Genomic DNA, 20,275 nt, shown 5'->3' with positions numbered 1-20,275 from the left:
AGAAAGAAACATGCACAACAATTTAGTTATTCTTGCGGGCGGCGCGTCGTCACGCATGAAAAAAGAAGCCATTACAGATAATTTAACTCCAGAAGAAATTGCTCAAGCAAATGAAAGAAGCAAAGGCTTAATTGGCGTGGGAGCAAGCGGCAGACCTTTGTTGGATTATCTTTTATTGAATGCAAAAAAAGCAGGTTATCAAAATATTTACATCATTATTGGAGAACAAGGAGAATTATTCAAAGAATTTTACGGAAACCACGATACTAATAATGATTTTCATGGACTAAATATTTCATTTGCAGTTCAGTATATTCCCGAAGGAAGAGTGAAGCCTTTTGGTACAGCCGATGCTTTATTCCAGGCAGTTGAGCAGTTCCCTGAATTGAATAAAGCGGAATATTCGGTTTGTAATAGCGACAATTTATATTCTGCAGAAGCTTTATTGGCATTAAGAAAAACAGATAGTCCAAACGCTTTTATTAGTTACGACCGCGATGCTTTAGAATTTCCTTTAGAAAGAATTTCTCGTTTTGCGATTGCGAAATTAGATGAAAACAATCAACTTCTTGATATTTTAGAAAAACCAGAAGCTTCTGATTTGGAACATTATAAAGATGTTGAAGGAAAAATTAGAGTGAGTATGAATGCTTTTAAATTCACTGGAAAAACACTTTATTTTTATTTGAAAAATTGTCCTGTAAATCCTGAAAGAGACGAGAAAGAATTGCCGACAGTACTTTTGAACGCAGCAAAAGCAAATCCGAAAACCACAATAGGAATTCCATTTTCAGAGCATGTTCCAGATTTGACGGCAAAGGAAGATATTGCTGACGTTAAAGAATATCTTAAAAAACACTATCCAGTACTTGACTGGGAGTCTTAAAAAATATTAACAAAAAATTCATATCTATTTTAGGCGTACGTATTTCTTATTGTATTACATTTGCATTGCAAAAAAATTGCAAAAAATTGCGCAAAAAATGCAAATTAGGTATTTAGCGTTGATTCTATCATAGATTGGAAGCAAAAAAAAATCTATTAACAATCAACCCAAAGTAGTATGTCAAACATTGAAAACGTCATCCAAGCAGAAAAAAGGAATGCAATTATTCCGATGGTTATTCTGACCGCATTATTTTTTATTCTCGGTTTTGTAACCTGGCTCAATGGGCCTTTAATTCCATTTTTTGAATTGGCCTGCGAGTTATCTTCTGCACAGGCTTACTTTGTAACTTTTGCTTTTTACATAGCATATTTTGTAATGGCTGTGCCGTCATCTTGGGTAATCGAGAAAGTTGGCTACAAAAATGGTATTTCGCTCGGATTATTGATCATTGCGTTAGGAGCATTTTTGTTTTATCCAGCTGCGGAAAGCCGTACTTTTTTACTGTTTTTGATAGCACTTTTTGTAATGGGAACCGGTTTGGCAATTTTGCAAACCGCTTCAAATCCTTATGTAGTGGTAATTGGTCCAAGAGAAAGTGCTGCGGCAAGAATCAGCGTTTTAGGAATTGCAAATAAATTAGCAGGATTTGTAGCTCCAATTATTTTGACAGCAATGGTTTTGTCAAATATGCAGGAATTCACGGCAGATAAAATTGCAATGCTGGATGCTGTTTCAAAATCAAATGCTTTAAATACTCTTGCATTACAATTGCAAAGGCCTTATCTTTATATGGGATTGATTATTATAGTGTTAGCTATTTTGGTAAAGCTTTCACCTCTCCCAGAAATTGATTTGGATGAAGAGGGAAATATTTCAAATATGAGCATTTTTAAACAAATTAAAAATGCATTCAAACGTCCTCAATTGGTTTTAGGTGTAATCACTTTAATGTTGTATTTGGCTGCTGAAGTTTTGGCAGGAGATTCAATTGGTGGTTTTGGAAAACAGTTAGGTGTTTATGGAGATGAGGGAAATTTTTATCTAAAACTGACCTCTTTTACAATGTCGGCTATGGTAATAGGGTATATTTTAGGAATAACATTGATTCCAAAACACCTTTCACAAGTAACGGCCTTAAAAGGCTCAGGCGTTTTAGGAATTATTTTGGTTCTAGCAATCGTTTTGATTTCGCCTAAATTGACATTGCAGTTGCCGGGAATTCCGAGTTTGCCAATTGTAATTTTATTAGTTGCCATGTTAGGTTTGGCAAACGCGCTTTGCTGGCCGGCAATTTGGCCAATGGCGTTAGAAGATTTGGGCGGATACACTAAAATAGGAAGCGCCATTTTGATTATGGGGATTATTGGCGGTGCCATTTTTCCTTTGTTTTATGGTTTGATTACCGAAACTATAAATACAGCAAATATTGCGGCTGGAACACAGGCAACATCGCGAAGCGGTAATCAGCTGGCTTATTTAATGATTTTGCCATCGTATTTGATGATTCTTTTTTATGCTGTAAAAGGGCATAAATACCGAAGATGGTAAAATGAATATGAGAAATTAATAAAAAACTATATCATGTTAAAAAGTAAAATCGACAAAGCAACAGGATTCGAAAAACGATTCGAAAACATCAATACGGTTGTTTTTGAAAATTCGTCAGAAGCTTCAAAGGCAGTTGCTCAAGAAATTGCAGCTTTGATTCAGTCAAAACAAAAAGAAAACTTGCCTTGTATTTTGGGTTTGGCAACAGGTTCATCTCCAAAAGGATTGTATGCTGAATTAGTTCGTTTGCATAAAGAAGAAGGTTTGAGTTTTAAAAACGTAATCAGTTTTAACTTGGATGAATATTATCCAATGGAGCCAAACTCAATCAACAGTTATGTTCGTTTTATGAAAGAATTGCTGTTTGACCATGTCGATATTTTACCTGAAAACGCTCACGTTCCAGACGGACTTTTGACAAAAGAGCAAATTGCAGATTATTGTCATGAATATGAAGCTAAAATTGAAGCGCTTGGCGGCATCGATTTGCAGATTCTTGGAATTGGAGGAAACGGACATATCGGATTCAATGAGTCGGGTTCGCTTCAAAATTCAAAAACACGATTAGTAGCATTAGACCACATCACAAGAGTAGCCGCGAGTAAAGATTTCTTCGGATTGAATAACACACCAAGAACAGCAATCACGCTTGGAGTTAAAAAAATCATGGAAGCCAAAAGAGTCATTTTATTGGCTTGGGGAGAAGGAAAATCAAATATTGTAAAAAAATCAGTTGAAGATGAAGTAACAAACAGAGTTCCAGCTTCATTTTTGCAAGAGCATGATAATGCGGTATTTATTTTAGATAAAGAAGCGTCTTCAAAACTGACAAGAATCAATAAGCCTTGGTTGGTTGAAAAAATTGTTTGGACAGATAAATTAACTCGTAAAGCGGTTTTAGGATTAGCATTAGACCTTAAAAAACCAATTTTAATGCTTACAGATGCTGATTATATCGAAAACGGAATGAGCGATTTATTGGCAGATTCAGGTCCGGCGTATGATATTAATATCAAAATATTCAATAAATTACAAAATACAATTACAGGTTGGCCAGGAGGAAAACCAAATTCAGATGATGCAAATCGTCCTGAAAGAGCAGAACCAGCTAAAAAACGTGTGTTGATTTTCAGTCCTCATCCAGACGATGATATTATTAGTATGGGAGGAACTTTTATGCGTTTGCAGGAGCAAGGACATGAAGTGCATGTGGCATATCAGACTTCTGGAAATATCGCTGTCGCGGATGATGAAGCGCTTCGTTTTGCAAGATTCGTAATTGATTACAATGAGAAATTCGGAATCAAAAGTCAAGAAGCAGACGATATTTACAAAAAGGCACAGACCTTTTTAGAGAATAAAAAGAACAGTGAAATTGATATTCCAGAGGTTCGCTATATCAAAGGATTGATCAGAAAAGGAGAGGCGAGAGCAACTAGTTATTTTGTTGGTCTTCCAGATGAACAAATCCATTTTATGGAATTGCCATTCTACGAAACGGGAACAATTGAGAAAAAACCAATTGGTCCAGAAGATATTCAGTTGACAGTTGATTTAATTGAGAAAATCAAACCACACCAAATTTACGCTGCTGGAGATTTGGCAGATCCGCACGGAACGCATAAAGTTTGTCTTGATGCTATTTTTGAAGCTGTAAAAGTTCTAAAACCTAAATCATTTATGGATGATTGTTGGTTGTGGTTGTACCGAGGTGCTTGGCAGGAATGGGGAATTGACGAAGTGGAGATGGCAGTTCCTATGAGCCCAGATCAGGTTTTGGCAAAACGCCATGGAATTTTCAAACACCAATCACAAAAAGACGGTGTTGTTTTTCAAGGAACTGATGCCAGAGAATTTTGGCAAAGAGCCGAAGATAGAAACCACGAAACAGCTGCTCTATATCATCAATTAGGTTTAGCGACTTATGCAGCGATGGAAGCTTTTGTGAGATGGCATTATTAAGATGCTAAGGTTCTAAGGGGCTAAGATTCTAAGGTTTTTTTTCTTAGTCTTTTAGAAAATTAGTAACTAGTCAAATAATAATTTTGAAGCAGGGAGAGAGAATTAAAATACGTTCTTTTTTCTTGCTTCTTTTTTTTGTTTACATTCTAAGTCGCTGATTTTCTGAGAATATAAGTTGTTATCCGTGAGAATCCTTTTAATCTGTGGCAAAAGAAAAAATAAATGGTAGTTTTGCATGTAATCAAATAAGCAGAAAATTTATTAAATCTTTCTTCTTGCTTCTTTTTTCTTCTAACCTATGGAACAAGACAAAAAACTTCTCATAAAATTAGCTCACACCAAAATGCCTTTCGGGAAATACGAGGGCCGTTTTTTAATTGATTTACCCGAATATTATGTCGTTTGGTATCATAATAAAGGTTTTCCAAAAGGCGAATTAGGCCAGCAATTACAGCTTATTTATGAATTAAAACTAAACGGTTTAGAGGAATTAATACGGAATATTAAGAAACAATATGCCAAACCAATATAAAGTAGATGTTCATAAAATAATTTTTTAAAATGTAGGTTTTTACTTTCTTTTTTGTGTATTTTTGACTAAAAAATCATGAAAATTATAGGTAATAAAAAAACAAAGGCTGAATTAAATTGGTTAATAGTTTTTATTTTCTTTTTTATTCAGAATGGCTTTTCGCAGACAAAAGAAATTGACGAATTAATGGCTAATGGTGAAAAAGCATATTCTGAAAACAAATTTTTGCTAGCTAAAGAAATTTATTCTAAAGTAACAAATGTAATTCCAAATGATAAGAACGGATGGTACAATCTTGGTGCTTCCGAGTTGGAATTAGGAGATAATGAAAATGCGTGCGAGCATTTTTATCAAGCTTTTTTATTAAACGATGGAGAAGCATTAAAATTGATTAAAACACATTGCCCTAATTTTAGAAATGGATCAATAATGTCAATAGAAGATGTTGAGGAAAAACCTAAGTTTGTTTATAAAGGAAAAGAATACCTATTAATTGAAAACAATAATATAAATCCAAAATTCACCCAAATTTTAGTTAGGAAATTTCAAAGTTCTCGATTTCTATATGATAATTTTAGAGGACATCTCTTAGTAAGATTCACTGTGACCGCTAATGATTCTTTAAGTCTTGAGATAATAAGAGTGGAAGGAGATGAAAAAAAACGGCCAGCTATTAAAGCAGAAATAAATTCTATTTTTAACACTATGGTTAAATACGTTTCAGCTAAAAATAAAGGAGTAAATGTTGATTTATTTGAAAAATGGGGGATTCCTCTTGACTCTAGATAATTTGCCTTAACTTATTCTAAATTCCATTTAAACAAAATTATTAGTTTATCAATATTTGAATTATTTTTAAACGATATACTGAATGTATTAAATAGTAAGAAAAACCTTTGGAGGTTTAATTTTTTTTATTTAAGTTTGAAATACAAAAATATTATAATTTCCAAAAACAAAGTGATACCACAGAATTCAAGACTGAATTCATATAATGTGTACAAGTCAGTGTTTTTTAAATTATAATATTTTTTTTATGCCTAAACTTACTTCTATAGCAAGTATTACTTGTTGGTATGGCAAATTTCCTTGGTACTTTCCTTATTTTTTGCATTCTTGCTCTTTTAACCCAACTGTCGATTTTTATATTATTACTGATAATAAAAATAAGATTGGCAACAAACCGGATAATGTAAAAATCATTTACAAAACACTGGATGAGATAAAAGCTTCTGCATCTGAAAAGCTTGGCTTCAAAGTAAACATTGATTATCCGTATAAACTTTGTGATTTCAAACCTGCTTATGGTTTTTTATTTCCTGAAATTATAAAAGGTTATGATTTCTGGGGAATAACTGATATTGATATTGTTTATGGATCTATCAGGAGATTTATGACGGAAGAAGTTTTGAATAATCATGATATAATAAGTAGCCGGCATGATTATGTAACGGGCTCTTTTTGCTTATTTAGAAATAATGAATATATCAATAAATTGTTTCTAAAAAGTAAAGATTATAAAATAGTTTTTAGTAATCCAATTCATTTTTGCTTTGATGAGTGTAATTTTCTTTTTGAAAGATTAAAAACAGGGATATCAATATTAGAAATTCCAAATCAAATAGAAAGTATGACTTACGTTATTAAAAAAGAAGAAAAGGATGGAAAGTTAAAAGCATATTTTGATTTCATAATAGTTGAAGGTTTACCTGGTAATATTGAATGGAATAGAGGGAGATTAATTTATAAAGAGACATATGAAGTAATGTTTTATCACTTGATTCAATTTAAAACGATTTGTATAAATAGGAAAATTTTAAAACCATTGCCTCAGATATTTAAATTTACTAAAACATCAATTGTTAAAATTTAAAAATAAGATTTTTCTTTCATTTTTTTATGTATGTTTGTGGAGTAACTTTTAAATTTACTACTATGAGAATTAAAAAAATGAGTTTTTCAAATATTGAGGGTACAATGTGTAAAGAAGAGATGAAATCAATAATGGGAGGTTCTGGCTCAGGTATGACTGGAGGCAATTATTTGGGAGGCTCATTAGAATATGGAGGAAGCAATCCTCCAGCCTTCAGTGGATCTGGGGGGTATTACGGTAATACTCAAGGTTGGGAATCGGGATTTTCAGCAGGAACTAGTTCATCTAATGGTGGCGGTAGTTCGTCAACAACTAATTATACGCCTGGATGGACTCAATCAAGTAATGGGATCATAACAAGTGATCCAGCGATTATAAAACGTATCGTTGATTACTTAGATTGGGAACGTGTTATTTTAAAAAATGAACCAACGATGTATCAGATAAATAATTTTGTTAATATGGATTATTTAACTGGAGGAAAAGGGACATTAAGTGACGGAAGTGTTCTTGCACAAGGGATGAGCATTAATCACGATCCATATGGCGAATTTAAAACAATTGAAAATTTATCTCGAGTTTTTCAAGATTTCGGTGATTCTCTTACTATGGCTGGAGCAGGATTGTCCACTACAGGTGTTGGGGCTCTGGTTGGAGGTCCGATGATGGCAATAGGTGGAGGGATTTCTAAAATTGGCACTGTTGCTGAGCTGTACCTTGATTTAAAAAGTCAAGAACCTTTTGATTATGCAAAATGGGGAATTAAAATTGGTCTGAATTACGCACCTGAAGTTTACACTCAGCTTTTCAGTCAAAGAGCAGGCGCAATAGGATTTGATAATGCAATGGTAGAAATGTATGCCGTTGCCTCAGATCGTTGGTTTGATTATATGCATACAGTAAGAAAATAAAGTACTATGAACAAGTATGAAAGTTTGATGATTTACTTTTTAGGGATAATTTTTCTCATTTTTTTTTGGATCATGCGCTTCAAGAAGTACCATGATCCGAAAGATTTTTTAAAAAAAAACTTTTATTTAAAAGGTTTGACTTTTAGATTTTATTTAAGTTTTTTTTTAATACTTGGTTTGATTTATGCTTTGATTAGGGATTTTTTTAGGCTTTATAATGTATAAACGTAGGGAAAAGTTGATTATGGATGAGAAATATAAAGATTTTATAATTCATTTGATAGGACTATTTTGTATGATTTTGTTATGCTTTCTCATGTACAATTTATGCAAGAAATTAAAATATTTCTCTGAAGAAGATCTTTTTTTTAATAGTAAAACTTTAAGTTTTTATTGTTTTTGTGTACCGATAATAATTTTTTATGTTATTGGTTTGATATTAGAGTTTACTAAACTTTAATTAGAAGTGGTAAATTTTAAAATTTATAAAATTATATATGATTTATTTTCCTCATGAGAATCAGCTCGATACCAAAGATTGTGGTCCCACGTGTATAAAGATAATTACTAAATATTACGGCAGGTTTTATAGCCTGCCTTTTTTACGCGATTTATGCGGTATCACACGTGAAGGCGTTAGTTTTTTAGATCTCAGCGATGCTTGCGAAAAAATCAGTTTGCGTACTAAAAGTATTAAGATAGATTTTGATGCTTTAAAGGTAATTCCCTTGCCATGTATCGTACATTGGCAGGACAATCATTTTATTGTGGTTTATAAAATAAACAATAAACATATTTTTGTTTCTGATCCCGCAAAAGGACTTTTGAAATATTTATTTGATGATTTTAAGAATGGCTGGTTGAAAGAATCTAAAACGGGAGCAGTTTTAGCAATCGAGCCTATGGCAGATTTTAAACAACGATCAATAAATGATAAATTAGAAAGACGCAAGACGCTCGAAAATTTCTTAGGTTATTTTACTCCATACAAAAAGAGTTTTATAAACTTATTTGTAGTAATGCTTATCGTAACGTTATTGCAGGCATTTTTGCCATTTATTTCAAAATCAGTTATAGATGTAGGTATTCAGACTAATGATTTAGATTTTATAGATCTGGTTTTAATTGCCAATATTACAATTATAGTAAGTATTTTGTTAAGTAACATGATTCGGGATTGGATTTTACTTCATCTGACTTCAAGAATCAATATTTCGCTGATATCAGATTATTTGATCAAATTAATGAAGCTGCCCATTACTTTTTTTGAAAATAAGTTAATTGGAGATATTTTACAGCGTGCACAGGATCACGAGCGTATCCGTGATTTTATTATGAACAATTCGCTCAATTTTGTTTTTTCTATTTTAACCTTTTTCATTTTCGGAATTATCCTCTTTATTTACAGTCCAATTTTATGTTTGATTTATGTGATTGGAAGTTCGTTATTTATAGGATGGGTTTTGTTTTTTCTTCAATTTAGAAAAAAACTGGATTGGGAATATTTTGATGTTCATACCAAAAATCAAAGTTATTGGGTAGAAACTATAGGAAGTATTCAGGATATTAAAATTAATAACTACGAAAAGCAAAAGAGATGGAAGTGGGAAGCACTTCAGGTACAGTTATTCAAAATTGATCAAAAAATACTTCGCATCACAAATGCACAAAACCTTGGTGCACAGTTTATCAATCAGTTAACCAATTTAGTGATTACATTTTATTGCGCCAAAGCAGTGATAAAAGGCGATATCACTTTTGGAGTAATGATTTCGACTCAGTTTATAATAGGAATGTTGAATGGTCCAATTATGCAGTTTATCTCATTTATTCAATCGGCTCAATATGCCAAAATAAGTTTTTTAAGGCTTAACGAAATTCACGAGCTTGAAAATGAAGAAGAAAACGACATCAACAATAATATAAAACTGCCTGAAGACAAAAGTTTGTTTTTACGAAATGTGAGTTTTCAATACAGCCGTAATGGTGATTATATTTTGAGTAATATTTCCCTTATGATTCCTGAAGGAAAAGTGACAGCAATCGTTGGTGACAGCGGAAGTGGCAAAACAACTTTATTAAAACTTATCTTAAGATTATATAATCCTACTCATGGTGAATTGTCGATGGGGAATCTGAATATTCAGAATATTAACTTAAAGCAATGGCGCGAAAGCTGTGGGGCAGTTATGCAAGATGGCAAAATTTTTAGCGACACGATCCAGAATAATATTGTTTTAGATGATGAAAATATAGATTTTGTTAGATTGAAAAAAGCGGTAACTGCTGCTAATATTGCGACTGAAATTGAAGCAATGCCAAAAGGGTATCAAACCATGATGGGAGAAAGCGGAAGAGGTTTAAGTGGAGGACAAAAACAACGTGTTTTAATTGCAAGAGCCTTGTATAAAAATCCTGATTATTTGTTTTTTGACGAGGCAACAAATTCTTTAGATGTTATAAATGAGCAAAAAATTGTTATGGCGCTAGAAGAAATATTTAAAAATAAAACTGTAATAGTTGTAGCTCACAGATTGAGTACCATTCGCAAAGCGGATCAAATAATAGTTTTGAAAAATGGTTACATCACTGAAATTGGCAATCATGATATGCTGATGACCAGAGAGAACGGACATTATTATCAATTGGTTAAAACACAAATAGGAGATACTATAAATGGCTAAAAAAGGATTTCATAAAACGCTTAACGAAAATAGAACAGAAGAAGTGGCTTCGATAATTGAACGAATGCCAACTAAATTTGGAACTACAATAAGCGCTGTGGTAGTCGGATTAGTGTTGCTTCTGCTTTTATTCGGTTGGCTTATAAAGTATCCGTCAATACTTGCAGGTCAAATTGTTATAAATACACGTCAGGCTCCTGTCAAATTAATAGCTACAACTTCAGGTAATATTATTTTGTTAGAAAATAAATCAGGAGCAAAAGTTAGAATAGGTGAATATTGGCTTATATAAAAAATGAAGCAAATGTGGAAGATGTAAAACTTTTAGACAAAATGCTTTATAAAACAAATATTCATCAGCTTAGTTATAAAGAAAACCGTCATTCATTTCCAGAAAATTTATCATTAGGTGAGATAAATAATAAATATTTTAATTTTTTAAATTCGTTATATCAATATTTAGATTATTCAGTGCAACAGCCTTATGAATTCCAAAAACAAATAAATCAAAAGTTATTAGAATTGCAAGTGGTTAAATTTTCTCAATTAAAAAATGATGCTCAAAATCAAAAAATAAAATATAAAATATCTCAAAGTTTATTTAAAAAAGACTCAACACTATTTGCAAAAGATGTAACTTCTAAAGCTGATATTGAGCATTCCCTTATTGCTAAAGCGAATAGTGAATTAGATTATTATGCTATTGACAAGGAAATTAATAATACTGCTTATCAGATAAATGAAACTCAGAATAAAGCTCAGGTTATTGCAATTGAAAAAGCGGTTAAAGAAAGAGAACTTATAGTTAATTTGTTTAATAGCTACTATGATTTGATAGATGCAGTGAAAAAATGGGAAAGAACTTATGTTTTTGTTTCTCCTATTGAAGGTAAAATTGATTTTCTAAATTTTATAAAAAATAATGATTACATTCAGTCTGGACAGGAATTGTTTAAAATTGTACCAAATATTAATCAATTGATTGGGCAGGTTAATTTGCCAGAAAATGGATCAGGAAAAATAAAAGTAGGACAAAGTGTTATTATTAAACTTAATAATTATCCATATAACGAATATGGTTCTGTAAAAGGAAAAGTAAAAAGAATATCATTGGCAACAAATCAGCAAGCTTTGTCAGATAATCAAAATAAAGTTAATTCTTATCTTGTTGATGTCAGTTTACCCTTTGGATTAAAAACTAATTATGGCGTTGAATTAAATTTTCATGCTGAAGCAAAAGGAAGTGCTGAAATCATTACTGAGGATCGAAGACTTATCCAGAGATTTTTTGATAATTTGAGATATAAATTAAAATAACCATTGTTAATTCATTTTATAATATTCTATCACCGTACATTCTTTTCTAATCATATTCTTCAAAAAAATCTCTAATTAAAAGTTAAAATTATCGATTACAAAACCACTTAATCGATCTGTTTAAAAATTTGCAAATTATCTCATTCTCGAATTGATAAATTGTCTAATTAAATTTGTACTTTTGCCAAGTTTTTTACACAACTACTTACAAACAACAACAGAATGAATCAAACAAAATATATTTTTGTTACAGGCGGTGTGACTTCTTCATTAGGAAAAGGGATCATTGCAGCATCTTTAGCAAAATTGTTACAAGGAAGAGGATACCGTACAACTATTCAAAAATTTGATCCGTATATTAATGTGGATCCAGGAACTTTGAATCCGTATGAGCATGGAGAATGTTATGTGACAGATGATGGTGCAGAAACAGATTTAGATTTAGGTCACTACGAGCGTTTCTTGAACGTTCCAACTTCTCAGGCTAATAACGTTACTACAGGAAGAGTATATCTTTCGGTTATTGAGAAAGAAAGAAGAGGAGAATTTTTAGGAAAAACAGTTCAGGTTGTTCCTCACATCACAAACGAAATTAAAGACAGAATGCAATTGCTGGGTAAATCTGGCGATTATGATATTGTTATTACTGAAATTGGTGGAACTGTTGGTGATATTGAGTCGCTACCTTATATAGAGTCTGTTCGCCAATTAGTGTGGGAATTAGGTGAAAACAACGGAATCGTTATTCATTTAACTTTAGTTCCTTACTTGGCTGCTGCTGGAGAATTAAAAACAAAACCAACTCAGCACTCTGTAAAAACGTTGATGGAAAGCGGAATCAAAGCGGATATTTTAGTTTGCAGAACAGAGCACGAATTGTCTCAAGAACTGCGTCAAAAACTGGCTTTGTTTTGTAATGTTAAAAAAGAAGCGGTTATTCAATCAATTGATGCTTCTACAATATATGAAGTTCCAAATTTAATGCTTGAAGAAGGATTAGATGTTGTGGCTTTAAAGAAATTGGATTTACCTAAAAAAGCGTCTCCAGATTTAAAAAACTGGAACACTTTCTTACGCCGATTAAAAAATCCAAAACATAATGTAAACATTGGTTTAGTTGGAAAATATGTTGAAATGCAGGATTGCTACAAATCTATTTTAGAGGCGTTTATTCATGCAGGTGCAGCAAATGAGACTAAAGTAAATGTAATTTCAATTCACTCAGAGCATATTAATGCTGATAATGTGAAAGAGAAATTAGGAACTCTTGACGGAGTTTTGGTTGCTCCAGGTTTTGGCGAAAGAGGTATTGAAGGAAAAATTGAAGCAGTTCGTTACGTTCGTGAAAATAATATTCCGTTTTTCGGAATTTGTTTAGGAATGCAGATGTCTGTTATCGAGTATTCTAGAAATATTTTAGGTTACGCCGATGCAAATTCAACAGAGATGAACGATAAAACACCTCATCCGGTTGTGAATTTAATGGAAGAACAGAAAACGATTACTGATAAAGGTGGAACTATGCGTTTAGGAGCTTGGAAATGTGATATTAAACCAAATACTCTTGCGCATAAAATCTACGGACAGAAAACAATTTCTGAACGTCACCGCCACCGTTATGAGTACAACAATAAATACGCTGACGAATTGCAGAAAGCAGGTTTAAAAGCTTCTGGAGTAAACCCAGATACAGGATTGGTAGAAATCGTAGAGCTTGAAAACCACCCGTTCTTTATTGGCGTACAATACCACCCAGAATACAAAAGTACGGTTGCAAATCCGCACCCTATTTTTGTAAACTTTGTGGCTGCCGCTGTAAATGCGCACAAAAAATAATAATTCATTCTAAGAGGTGTAACTTTTAACTAAAACGAATAACTAATAACCTCAAACGAATAACTTTTTTTAAAATAATGGAAGAAAAAAAATTAGACCTTAATTCAATCATTGGTTTTGTATTGATATTCGGAATTTTGATTTGGATCATGTATCAAAATCAGCCTTCTGAGAAGGAAATTGCTGCTGAAAAAGCCAAGAAAGAATTAGTTGCTAAACAAGAAGCTCAAGCTAAAGCTGATAAAGCTAAAACGGCTGTTGCGCCAGTTACTGCTGCAACTCCAGGTGATACAGTTCAATTGGCACAATTGCAAAAAACATTAGGTGGATTTGCTTATTCTGCAACACTTCCTTCTGCAAAAGAATCTTTTACAACAATTGAAAACGAGAAGATTAAGCTTAAAATCGCTAACAAAGGCGGTTACATTGTTGAGGCAACTTTAAAAGAATTCGAAAAATTTAAAAAAGGCTCTAAACAATTAGTTGAGTTAATTAAAGACAATAATTCAAACTTAAATATTCAGTTACAGACTACTGACAACAGAACTTTAAATTCTAAAGATTTGTATTTTGAGCCAACTTTAGAAAAAATTGGTCAAGATCAGGTTTTGTCAATGCGTTTGAAAGCAGGTGCTAATGAATTTTTGGAGTACAAATATGTTTTAAAACCTAACGATTATTTAGTTGGTTTTGATATTCGTTCTCAAGGTTTGAACAAAGTTTTAAATTCGGCGAAACCATTAGATTTGCAATGGGATTTAAAAACGTACAGAAACGAGAAAAGTATTGCTTATGAGAATCGTTTCTCTCTGGTTGATTACAAATACGAAGAATCGAAATATAGTAGTGTAGGCGCTGGACAAGGGAAAGAAGAAACTCCTACTAAAGTGAGTTTTGTAGCTTTCAAACAACACTTTTTCACAACGATTTTAGCTACTGAAAAACCTTTTGAGACTTCTAAATTACAGTCTGATAATTTAGTTAAAGACGAAAAAATCGACACGGTTTTCACAAAACAATTCAGAGCTAATTTACCTTTGGCATTTTCAAATGGAGAGGTTGATTACAAAATGAGCTTGTATTTTGGACCAGCTGATTATAAAACATTAAAAGCTTACGACAAAAATTTCGAGAAAATCATTCCATTAGGATGGGGAATTTTTGGATGGATCAACAAATGGATCTTTATCCCTTTATTCGGATTTTTAAGTTCAACTATCGGATTATCATTAGGTATTGCGATTATTATCTTTACAATTATCATCAAATTGGCTATGTCGCCAATTACGTATAAGTCATTCTTGTCTCAGGCAAAAATGAAAGTTTTAAGACCAGATATTGCTGAATTGGGAGAAAAATTTAAAAAAGACCCAATGAAAAAACAGCAGGAAACAATGAAACTGTACAACAAAGCAGGAGTAAACCCAATGGCAGGATGTATCCCGGCGTTGATTCAGCTTCCTTTTATGTATGCATCGTTCCAGTTTTTCCCTGCAGCTTTTGAGTTAAGACAAAAAAGCTTCCTTTGGGCAGACGATTTATCATCTTTTGACTCAATTGTAAAATTACCATTTTCAATTCCGGTTTATGGAGATCACATCAGTTTGTTCCCAATCTTGGCGGCAATTGCGATTTTCTTCTACATGAAAATGACTTCTGGAGATCAGCAAATGGCTGCGCCTCAGCAAGAAGGAATGCCGGACATGGCTAAAATGATGAAAATCATGATTTATGTTTCGCCATTAATGATGTTGGTTTTCTTCAATAATTATGGTTCTGGATTAGCTTTATATAACTTTATTTCAAACTTAATCACAATCGGAATTATGTTTGTAATCAAGAATTACATTGTAGATAGCGATAAAATTCACGCTCAAATTCAAGAGAACAAATTAAAAGAGCCTAAAAAACCTAGCAAATTCCAACAACGTCTTAATGAAGTAATGGAACAGCAAGAAGCGGCAAAAGCAAATAAAAAGAAATAATTCAATAAAAAAATCTCGATTCATCGGGATTTTTTTATTTTTAGAACATACTTTATCACAAGCATTTTCGTTAAAGCTTAAAATTGAATTTAATATGATTTGTAAAAAAATAGTAATTGCTTTTCTTTTCTTAAACGGCCTTTTAGTTTCGGCACAAGACATTAATAAAGTTGATGCTAATGGTAAAAAAGACGGAGTTTGGAAAGGAACTTACGAAGCTTCAAAACGCCCTCGTTATGAAGGAACTTTTAATCACGGAAAAGAAACTGGAGTTTTTAAATTTTTTGACGATACTAAAAAAGGTGACGTAATTGCAACTCGAGATTTTTCTGCAAATGATGGAAGCTCTTACACTATTTTTTACGATCAAAACAAAAATAAAGTAAGCGAAGGAAAAGAAATTGGAAAATCGCGCGAAGGTGAATGGAAATACTATCACAAAGCTTCGAAGACTGTAATGTCGCTTGAAAATTATAAAAACGGAAAGCTTGAAGGAACACGTTCTGTATTTTATCCTGATGGTAAAATTGCCGAAGAAATGATTTATAAAAATGGCTCAAGAGACGGGATCTATAAAAAGTACGGACAAAATGCGATTCTGTTAGAGCAATCAACATATAAAGACAATCTTTATAATGGAGATGCGATTTTTTATGATTCTGACGGAACGATGGCATCAAAAGGAAAATTTTTGAATGGCAAGAAAGTAGGAATGTGGCAGTTTTACTTAAAAGGAAAATTAAGTAAAGAAGTTAATATGAGCGACCCGAAAAGTAATTATCAAGCCGACTCTAAACCTAAAATGGAATAGGTTAAGATATCTTAATAAAAGTTTTTTTGCCACGAATTCACGAATTAATTTTTAGAAGAAAAAAATTGTGAATTCGTGGCAAACTTTTTTTAAATTTGATTGTCTAACACTTTGAAAGAATGGATTTAAACGAACTAATAGGCCGATTTTTATTATTGTTTTTTTCAATTTTGGTTTTGTATTTTTTCTCTAATCGAAAAGATAATGAAACCATAAATCCTTTGATGGTAATTGTTGGATTGTGTACTTTTTCGCTTTGTTATTTATTTACCAAAATCGAAATTGGCGTTGGAATTGGGTTTGGGTTGTTTGCAATTTTTTCCATTTTAAGATTCAGAACACAATCATTTACTGTCAATGCGATTATTTTTCTTTTTGCCACCATTACACTTTCGATTTTAGACATTATGTACCCGTTTGAAAAAATTGAAATGCTTTTATTTTTTCAGGTTATAATTATCGGATTTTATATTGTGGCTTCGCTTATCGTAAATAAAAAGGCTTCAAAGTATTTGAATACCGTTGATGTCAAAATCCCTCTTTTAGACAGTTTTTCTTTAGAAAATGGAAATGTTAGAAAAGCGATTCAAGAAAAAATAAATATTCAGGATTTCGACTTCAAAATTATTTTGGTCAATACAGTTTCTAATGAAATTGATCTCCAAGTTTTTTATTGATTATTCGTTAAAAGGCCGAACTTGCTTGATGTATAAATCTCTGTTTTCGCCTACAATTTTAAACTCAAGATCAATTGGGTTAGACCGATTTTTCTTCCAATAACGGTACATTTTTGTTTCAATTTTTTTACTGACATCATAAAGTCGGTTCATTTCTTTTCGACTTAATAAAGGCTCATTGTTATTTAGATTTGAGTTGGAGGTATAATCGACATCAAAATCGGTTTCGTCTTTTCCATCATTAAAATGATAGGCGATAAACTGCTCACAGATTTCTCCTTTTTCAGGTTTTACGACTGAATTTTCACCCTTCTGGATATTTACGGTAATGCCTGGAAAATTTCTTCTAAAAATATTTTTTGTAATAACCACTCCGTTAGCAAGTTCATCAGGAAAAGATCGATGCACTAAAACGCCCATCGCAATATTATGCTGATTAATCCCAAAGAGTTCTCTTTCGGTATAGGAAGCTTCGTTCCAGACGCTCGCCCAGACTTGTTTTATGGCTTTTTCAAAACTTTTAATACTGTCACCTAAAATTCCGGTTTTTGAATCATATAATCCTGCGCCATTGAAATCGTCCAGATCTTCGGCGTTTGTTGAAGATCTAAATCGGAAGTTTTTGAATTTGGCATTTTTAAATGTTAGATTTAATTTGGCAATCAAATCGGGATCAATTGGCTCTTTTTTTATGGCGTCTCTTATTTTTTTCAATTGTTGATGCATCCAAACTGCGGAATCTTTATCTGGAGACGCTAAAAGTTCTTCAATTAAAGGAGAAATTGACTTTTTTTGAATGTGTTTGGTATAAAAGTAAAACGGAATCGCATGTGCATCTTCTGGCGTTTTAAACGGAATTTCTTTAGAAATAGCGATTAAGTAAGCCATGTTCTGTGCTTTTGATCCAATATAATTCACGCCATTTTTAGGGATCTTATTCAAATTGACTAAATCAGTAACGCTGTTGTCAATTACGAGTGTTTTCTTTTTTGAATTAGTTTTCTCAGCTATTTTTTTGCTAGTTTCTTTGATGAAAAAAGTATCAATTTGAATCGTTAATTCTACTTTTTTTGAAAGTAATCTTTTGATATTATTGTCATTGAAAGCTTTGGTATAAGCCATAATGGGAATTTTTCTGTTTTTGCCTAAAAGTACCAAATGGCTTAGCGGTGTCTGGAGTTCATTCACAATAATACCGCGAACATTTGGCAATATATCCGGCGTTCCGTCTAAAACTATAATTTCGTCTGCATTTGGTTTTACTTTTTCTAATTCCTTTATTTTATATTGTTTCAAAATCCCAATATTGCGTCCGGAAACCACTTCTTGATAAGTTATTTCGTTAAAAATATAATCTGATTTTACGCAAGGAATTTTAAATTTCTGTTGTTGAAACCATTCCATTTTTTCAGGATTATTCAGATAAAATTTTAAGCGTGTCCCAATAAATGTTGACTGAACGATTAGATTATAAAATCTTTCTATCAAAGGAATTGGCATATGATCTGAAGCGGCGAGTTCGAAAATCCATTTATCAGTTCCTTTAATGTGATTTAGATTTCCTAGAAGATAATCACGATTTTTTTCGGTGTTGCTGTAATTTTCGTCATTAAAAATTTCGATGCCTTTATCGTATCCCAAATAATCAGTAACAAAATCAATATGAAGCGGAATTAAAGTGCTGTTGAAATAGTACATTTTCTTTTTTTTCAAATCGTAAATAATTTTTACCGATTCGATATTTGAAAATTTATCCGACAGAGGTTTTCCTTTAAAAGCCTTGTAAGCTTCATAATTAGGTAAAGAAGCGCTAAATCGCTGCGCACTCAAAGATGCTGTTAAAAGCAATAAAATAAAGCTGAAAACAAATTTTTGCATGACATTTTAATTGGATATTAAAAGTAATTAAAAAAAACGATAGCTTTTGTCTACTGCAGGATTATATAAACTAATCAAAACGGTTATAATTTTCTATTATTTGGCTTATCTTTGCACCCTTGTAAAAATATAAACGATTTAGAATGAAACGTGTAGTAGTTGGACTTTCTGGTGGAGTAGATTCTAGTGTTGCAGCTTATTTATTGCAACAGCAAGGATACGAAGTTATTGGCCTTTTTATGAAAAACTGGCATGATGATTCGGTTACTATTTCTAACGAATGTCCTTGGTTAGAAGATAGTAATGATGCTTTATTAGTGGCAGAAAAACTTGGAATACCGTTTCAGACTGTTGATTTAAGCGAAGAATACAAAGAAAAAATCGTTGATTATATGTTCAACGAATACGAAAAAGGAAGAACTCCAAATCCAGACGTGCTTTGTAACCGCGAAATCAAATTTGATGTTTTTATGAAAATTGCTCTAAGTCTTGGAGCTGATTATGTGGCAACAGGACATTATTGTCAAAAAAACGAAATTGAAGTTGATGGAAAACCTGTTTATCAGCTAATTGCCGGAAACGATATCAATAAAGATCAGTCTTATTTTTTATGCCAATTATCTCAGGAACAATTATCAAAAGCATTGTTTCCAATTGGCGCTTTGACTAAGCCAGAAGTTCGTGAAATTGCGGCTGAAATGGAATTGGTAACTGCTGAAAAGAAAGATTCTCAAGGTTTATGTTTTATTGGAAAAGTTCGTTTGCCTGAATTTTTACAACAAAAATTACAGCCCAAAGAGGGCAAAATTGTTCAAATTGATAAAAATGATCCAATTTATGCTGTTGAAGAAACTGCAGGATTATCTTTAGAAGAACAATTAAAAGCGGAATCTGCAAAACTGAACTATTTGCCAACAATGGGAAAAGTGGTTGGGAAACACCAAGGTGCTCATTACTTTACAAACGGGCAAAGAAAAGGTCTAAATGTAGGAGGAACGACAGATCCTTTATTTGTAATTGCTACTGATGTTGACACCAATACTATTTACACAGGTTTGTCAAGCAATCATCCAGGTTTGTTTAAAAAAGCATTGTTTGTTGGAAATTCTGAAGTACACTGGGTTCGAACAGATTTGGCTTTACAACCGGGTGAATCAATGGAAGTGATGGCAAGAATTCGTTACCGCCAGCCTTTGCAAAAAGCCGTTTTATACCAATTTGAAAACGGAATGTATGTTCGTTTTGAAGAACCGCAATCGGCTATTACTGAAGGTCAGTTTGTTGCATGGTATTTAGATAATGAATTAGTTGGTTCGGGAGTAATTTCTTAGCTTTATACTTTTTTACAGAGGATTTTCCTTTTTTAAAAAAG

General features: G+C 32.4%; 16 protein-coding genes. 15 read left to right on the top strand and 1 reads right to left on the bottom strand.

The genetic code is table 11. The features are described 5' to 3' along the window. Positions 1-10: 10 nt before the first annotated feature. The 14 genes from FND99_RS07275 (at position 11) to FND99_RS07210 (ending at position 17,025) form a co-directional block, all read left to right on the top strand. The gene (locus tag FND99_RS07275) at positions 11-886 is read left to right on the top strand and encodes a sugar phosphate nucleotidyltransferase (RefSeq protein ID WP_144337310.1); all 876 of its coding nucleotides are present in this window, start codon (positions 11-13) and stop codon (positions 884-886) included. Positions 887-1,063: 177 nt separating this feature from the next. Then, a complete protein-coding gene (locus FND99_RS07270) occupies positions 1,064-2,437 on the top strand; it encodes a sugar MFS transporter (protein ID WP_144337309.1) in 1,374 nt (457 codons plus the stop codon). 33 nt (positions 2,438-2,470) lie between these two features. Next, positions 2,471-4,399 (top strand): glucosamine-6-phosphate deaminase, encoded by a 1,929-nt coding sequence (nagB, locus tag FND99_RS07265; RefSeq protein WP_144337308.1) that lies wholly within the window; start codon positions 2,471-2,473, stop codon positions 4,397-4,399. Positions 4,400-4,697: 298 nt separating this feature from the next. Beyond that, the gene (locus FND99_RS07260; RefSeq protein WP_144337307.1) at positions 4,698-4,931 is read left to right on the top strand and encodes a DUF3820 family protein; all 234 of its coding nucleotides are present in this window, start codon (positions 4,698-4,700) and stop codon (positions 4,929-4,931) included. 75 nt (positions 4,932-5,006) lie between these two features. Beyond that, positions 5,007-5,720: a tetratricopeptide repeat protein gene (locus tag FND99_RS07255; RefSeq protein ID WP_144337306.1), complete on the top strand. Its 714-nt coding sequence runs from the start codon at positions 5,007-5,009 to the stop codon at positions 5,718-5,720. A gap of 247 nt (positions 5,721-5,967) precedes the next feature. Then, a complete protein-coding gene (locus tag FND99_RS07250) occupies positions 5,968-6,804 on the top strand; it encodes a DUF6625 family protein (protein WP_144337305.1) in 837 nt (278 codons plus the stop codon). Between the two features lie 62 nt (positions 6,805-6,866). Beyond that, positions 6,867-7,715 (top strand): hypothetical protein, encoded by an 849-nt coding sequence (locus tag FND99_RS07245; protein ID WP_144337304.1) that lies wholly within the window; start codon positions 6,867-6,869, stop codon positions 7,713-7,715. Positions 7,716-8,212: 497 nt separating this feature from the next. Next, positions 8,213-10,399 (top strand): peptidase domain-containing ABC transporter, encoded by a 2,187-nt coding sequence (locus FND99_RS07240; RefSeq protein ID WP_144337303.1) that lies wholly within the window; start codon positions 8,213-8,215, stop codon positions 10,397-10,399. Then, complete coding sequence (locus FND99_RS07235; RefSeq protein ID WP_144337302.1) at positions 10,392-10,691, top strand: hypothetical protein; 300 nt, start codon at positions 10,392-10,394, stop codon at positions 10,689-10,691. Before FND99_RS07240 ends, FND99_RS07235 begins: the two co-directional genes overlap by 8 nt. Then, positions 10,679-11,716: an HlyD family efflux transporter periplasmic adaptor subunit gene (locus FND99_RS07230; protein WP_144337301.1), complete on the top strand. Its 1,038-nt coding sequence runs from the start codon at positions 10,679-10,681 to the stop codon at positions 11,714-11,716. The genes FND99_RS07235 and FND99_RS07230 overlap by 13 nt, the downstream gene beginning before the upstream one ends. A 222-nt stretch (positions 11,717-11,938) precedes the next feature. Then, positions 11,939-13,552 carry a CTP synthase gene (locus FND99_RS07225; protein ID WP_144337300.1) on the top strand — a complete coding sequence of 538 codons (1,614 nt, stop codon included), beginning with the start codon at positions 11,939-11,941 and terminating at the stop codon, positions 13,550-13,552. Between the two features lie 77 nt (positions 13,553-13,629). Next, entirely contained in the window at positions 13,630-15,537 is a 1,908-nt protein-coding gene (yidC, locus tag FND99_RS07220) for a membrane protein insertase YidC (protein WP_144337299.1), read from the top strand. 94 nt (positions 15,538-15,631) lie between these two features. Continuing rightward, complete coding sequence (locus FND99_RS07215; protein WP_144337298.1) at positions 15,632-16,348, top strand: toxin-antitoxin system YwqK family antitoxin; 717 nt, start codon at positions 15,632-15,634, stop codon at positions 16,346-16,348. A gap of 119 nt (positions 16,349-16,467) precedes the next feature. Next, positions 16,468-17,025: a DUF4956 domain-containing protein gene (locus FND99_RS07210; protein ID WP_144337297.1), complete on the top strand. Its 558-nt coding sequence runs from the start codon at positions 16,468-16,470 to the stop codon at positions 17,023-17,025. Here FND99_RS07210 and FND99_RS07205 read toward each other — a convergent pair whose 3' ends face one another. Beyond that, a complete protein-coding gene (locus FND99_RS07205; protein WP_144337296.1) occupies positions 17,026-18,903 on the bottom strand; it encodes a PEP/pyruvate-binding domain-containing protein in 1,878 nt (625 codons plus the stop codon). It abuts the gene before it with no gap. Between the two features lie 143 nt (positions 18,904-19,046). On the opposite strand from FND99_RS07205, the gene mnmA reads away from it, so the two are divergent. Further along, positions 19,047-20,234, top strand: a complete 1,188-nt coding sequence (gene mnmA, locus FND99_RS07200; RefSeq protein WP_144337295.1) for a tRNA 2-thiouridine(34) synthase MnmA — start codon at positions 19,047-19,049, stop codon at positions 20,232-20,234. Positions 20,235-20,275: the final 41 nt, after the last annotated feature.

Origin of the sequence: Flavobacterium daemonense (genome assembly GCF_007341385.1) — a bacterium.
Lineage (GTDB): Bacteria > Bacteroidota > Bacteroidia > Flavobacteriales > Flavobacteriaceae > Flavobacterium > Flavobacterium daemonense.
The sequence above is the reverse complement of the archived record's forward strand: the minus strand, read 5'-3'. Positions and strand labels throughout refer to the sequence as shown.

What these genes read in the sequence shown, in the direction of transcription:
- mnmA (WP_144337295.1), top strand. Translation starts at nt 19,047, where the DNA reads ATGAAACGTGTAGTAGTTGGACTTTCTGGTGGAGTAGATTCTAGTGTT.
- FND99_RS07240 (WP_144337303.1), top strand. Translation starts at nt 8,213, where the DNA reads ATGATTTATTTTCCTCATGAGAATCAGCTCGATACCAAAGATTGTGGT.
- FND99_RS07215 (WP_144337298.1), top strand. Translation starts at nt 15,632, where the DNA reads ATGATTTGTAAAAAAATAGTAATTGCTTTTCTTTTCTTAAACGGCCTT.
- FND99_RS07260 (WP_144337307.1), top strand. Translation starts at nt 4,698, where the DNA reads ATGGAACAAGACAAAAAACTTCTCATAAAATTAGCTCACACCAAAATG.
- FND99_RS07255 (WP_144337306.1), top strand. Translation starts at nt 5,007, where the DNA reads ATGAAAATTATAGGTAATAAAAAAACAAAGGCTGAATTAAATTGGTTA.
- nagB (WP_144337308.1), top strand. Translation starts at nt 2,471, where the DNA reads ATGTTAAAAAGTAAAATCGACAAAGCAACAGGATTCGAAAAACGATTC.
- FND99_RS07275 (WP_144337310.1), top strand. Translation starts at nt 11, where the DNA reads ATGCACAACAATTTAGTTATTCTTGCGGGCGGCGCGTCGTCACGCATG.
- FND99_RS07205 (WP_144337296.1), bottom strand. Translation starts at nt 18,903, where the DNA reads ATGCAAAAATTTGTTTTCAGCTTTATTTTATTGCTTTTAACAGCATCT.
- FND99_RS07245 (WP_144337304.1), top strand. Translation starts at nt 6,867, where the DNA reads ATGAGAATTAAAAAAATGAGTTTTTCAAATATTGAGGGTACAATGTGT.
- FND99_RS07235 (WP_144337302.1), top strand. Translation starts at nt 10,392, where the DNA reads ATGGCTAAAAAAGGATTTCATAAAACGCTTAACGAAAATAGAACAGAA.
- FND99_RS07250 (WP_144337305.1), top strand. Translation starts at nt 5,968, where the DNA reads ATGCCTAAACTTACTTCTATAGCAAGTATTACTTGTTGGTATGGCAAA.
- FND99_RS07270 (WP_144337309.1), top strand. Translation starts at nt 1,064, where the DNA reads ATGTCAAACATTGAAAACGTCATCCAAGCAGAAAAAAGGAATGCAATT.
- FND99_RS07210 (WP_144337297.1), top strand. Translation starts at nt 16,468, where the DNA reads ATGGATTTAAACGAACTAATAGGCCGATTTTTATTATTGTTTTTTTCA.
- FND99_RS07225 (WP_144337300.1), top strand. Translation starts at nt 11,939, where the DNA reads ATGAATCAAACAAAATATATTTTTGTTACAGGCGGTGTGACTTCTTCA.
- yidC (WP_144337299.1), top strand. Translation starts at nt 13,630, where the DNA reads ATGGAAGAAAAAAAATTAGACCTTAATTCAATCATTGGTTTTGTATTG.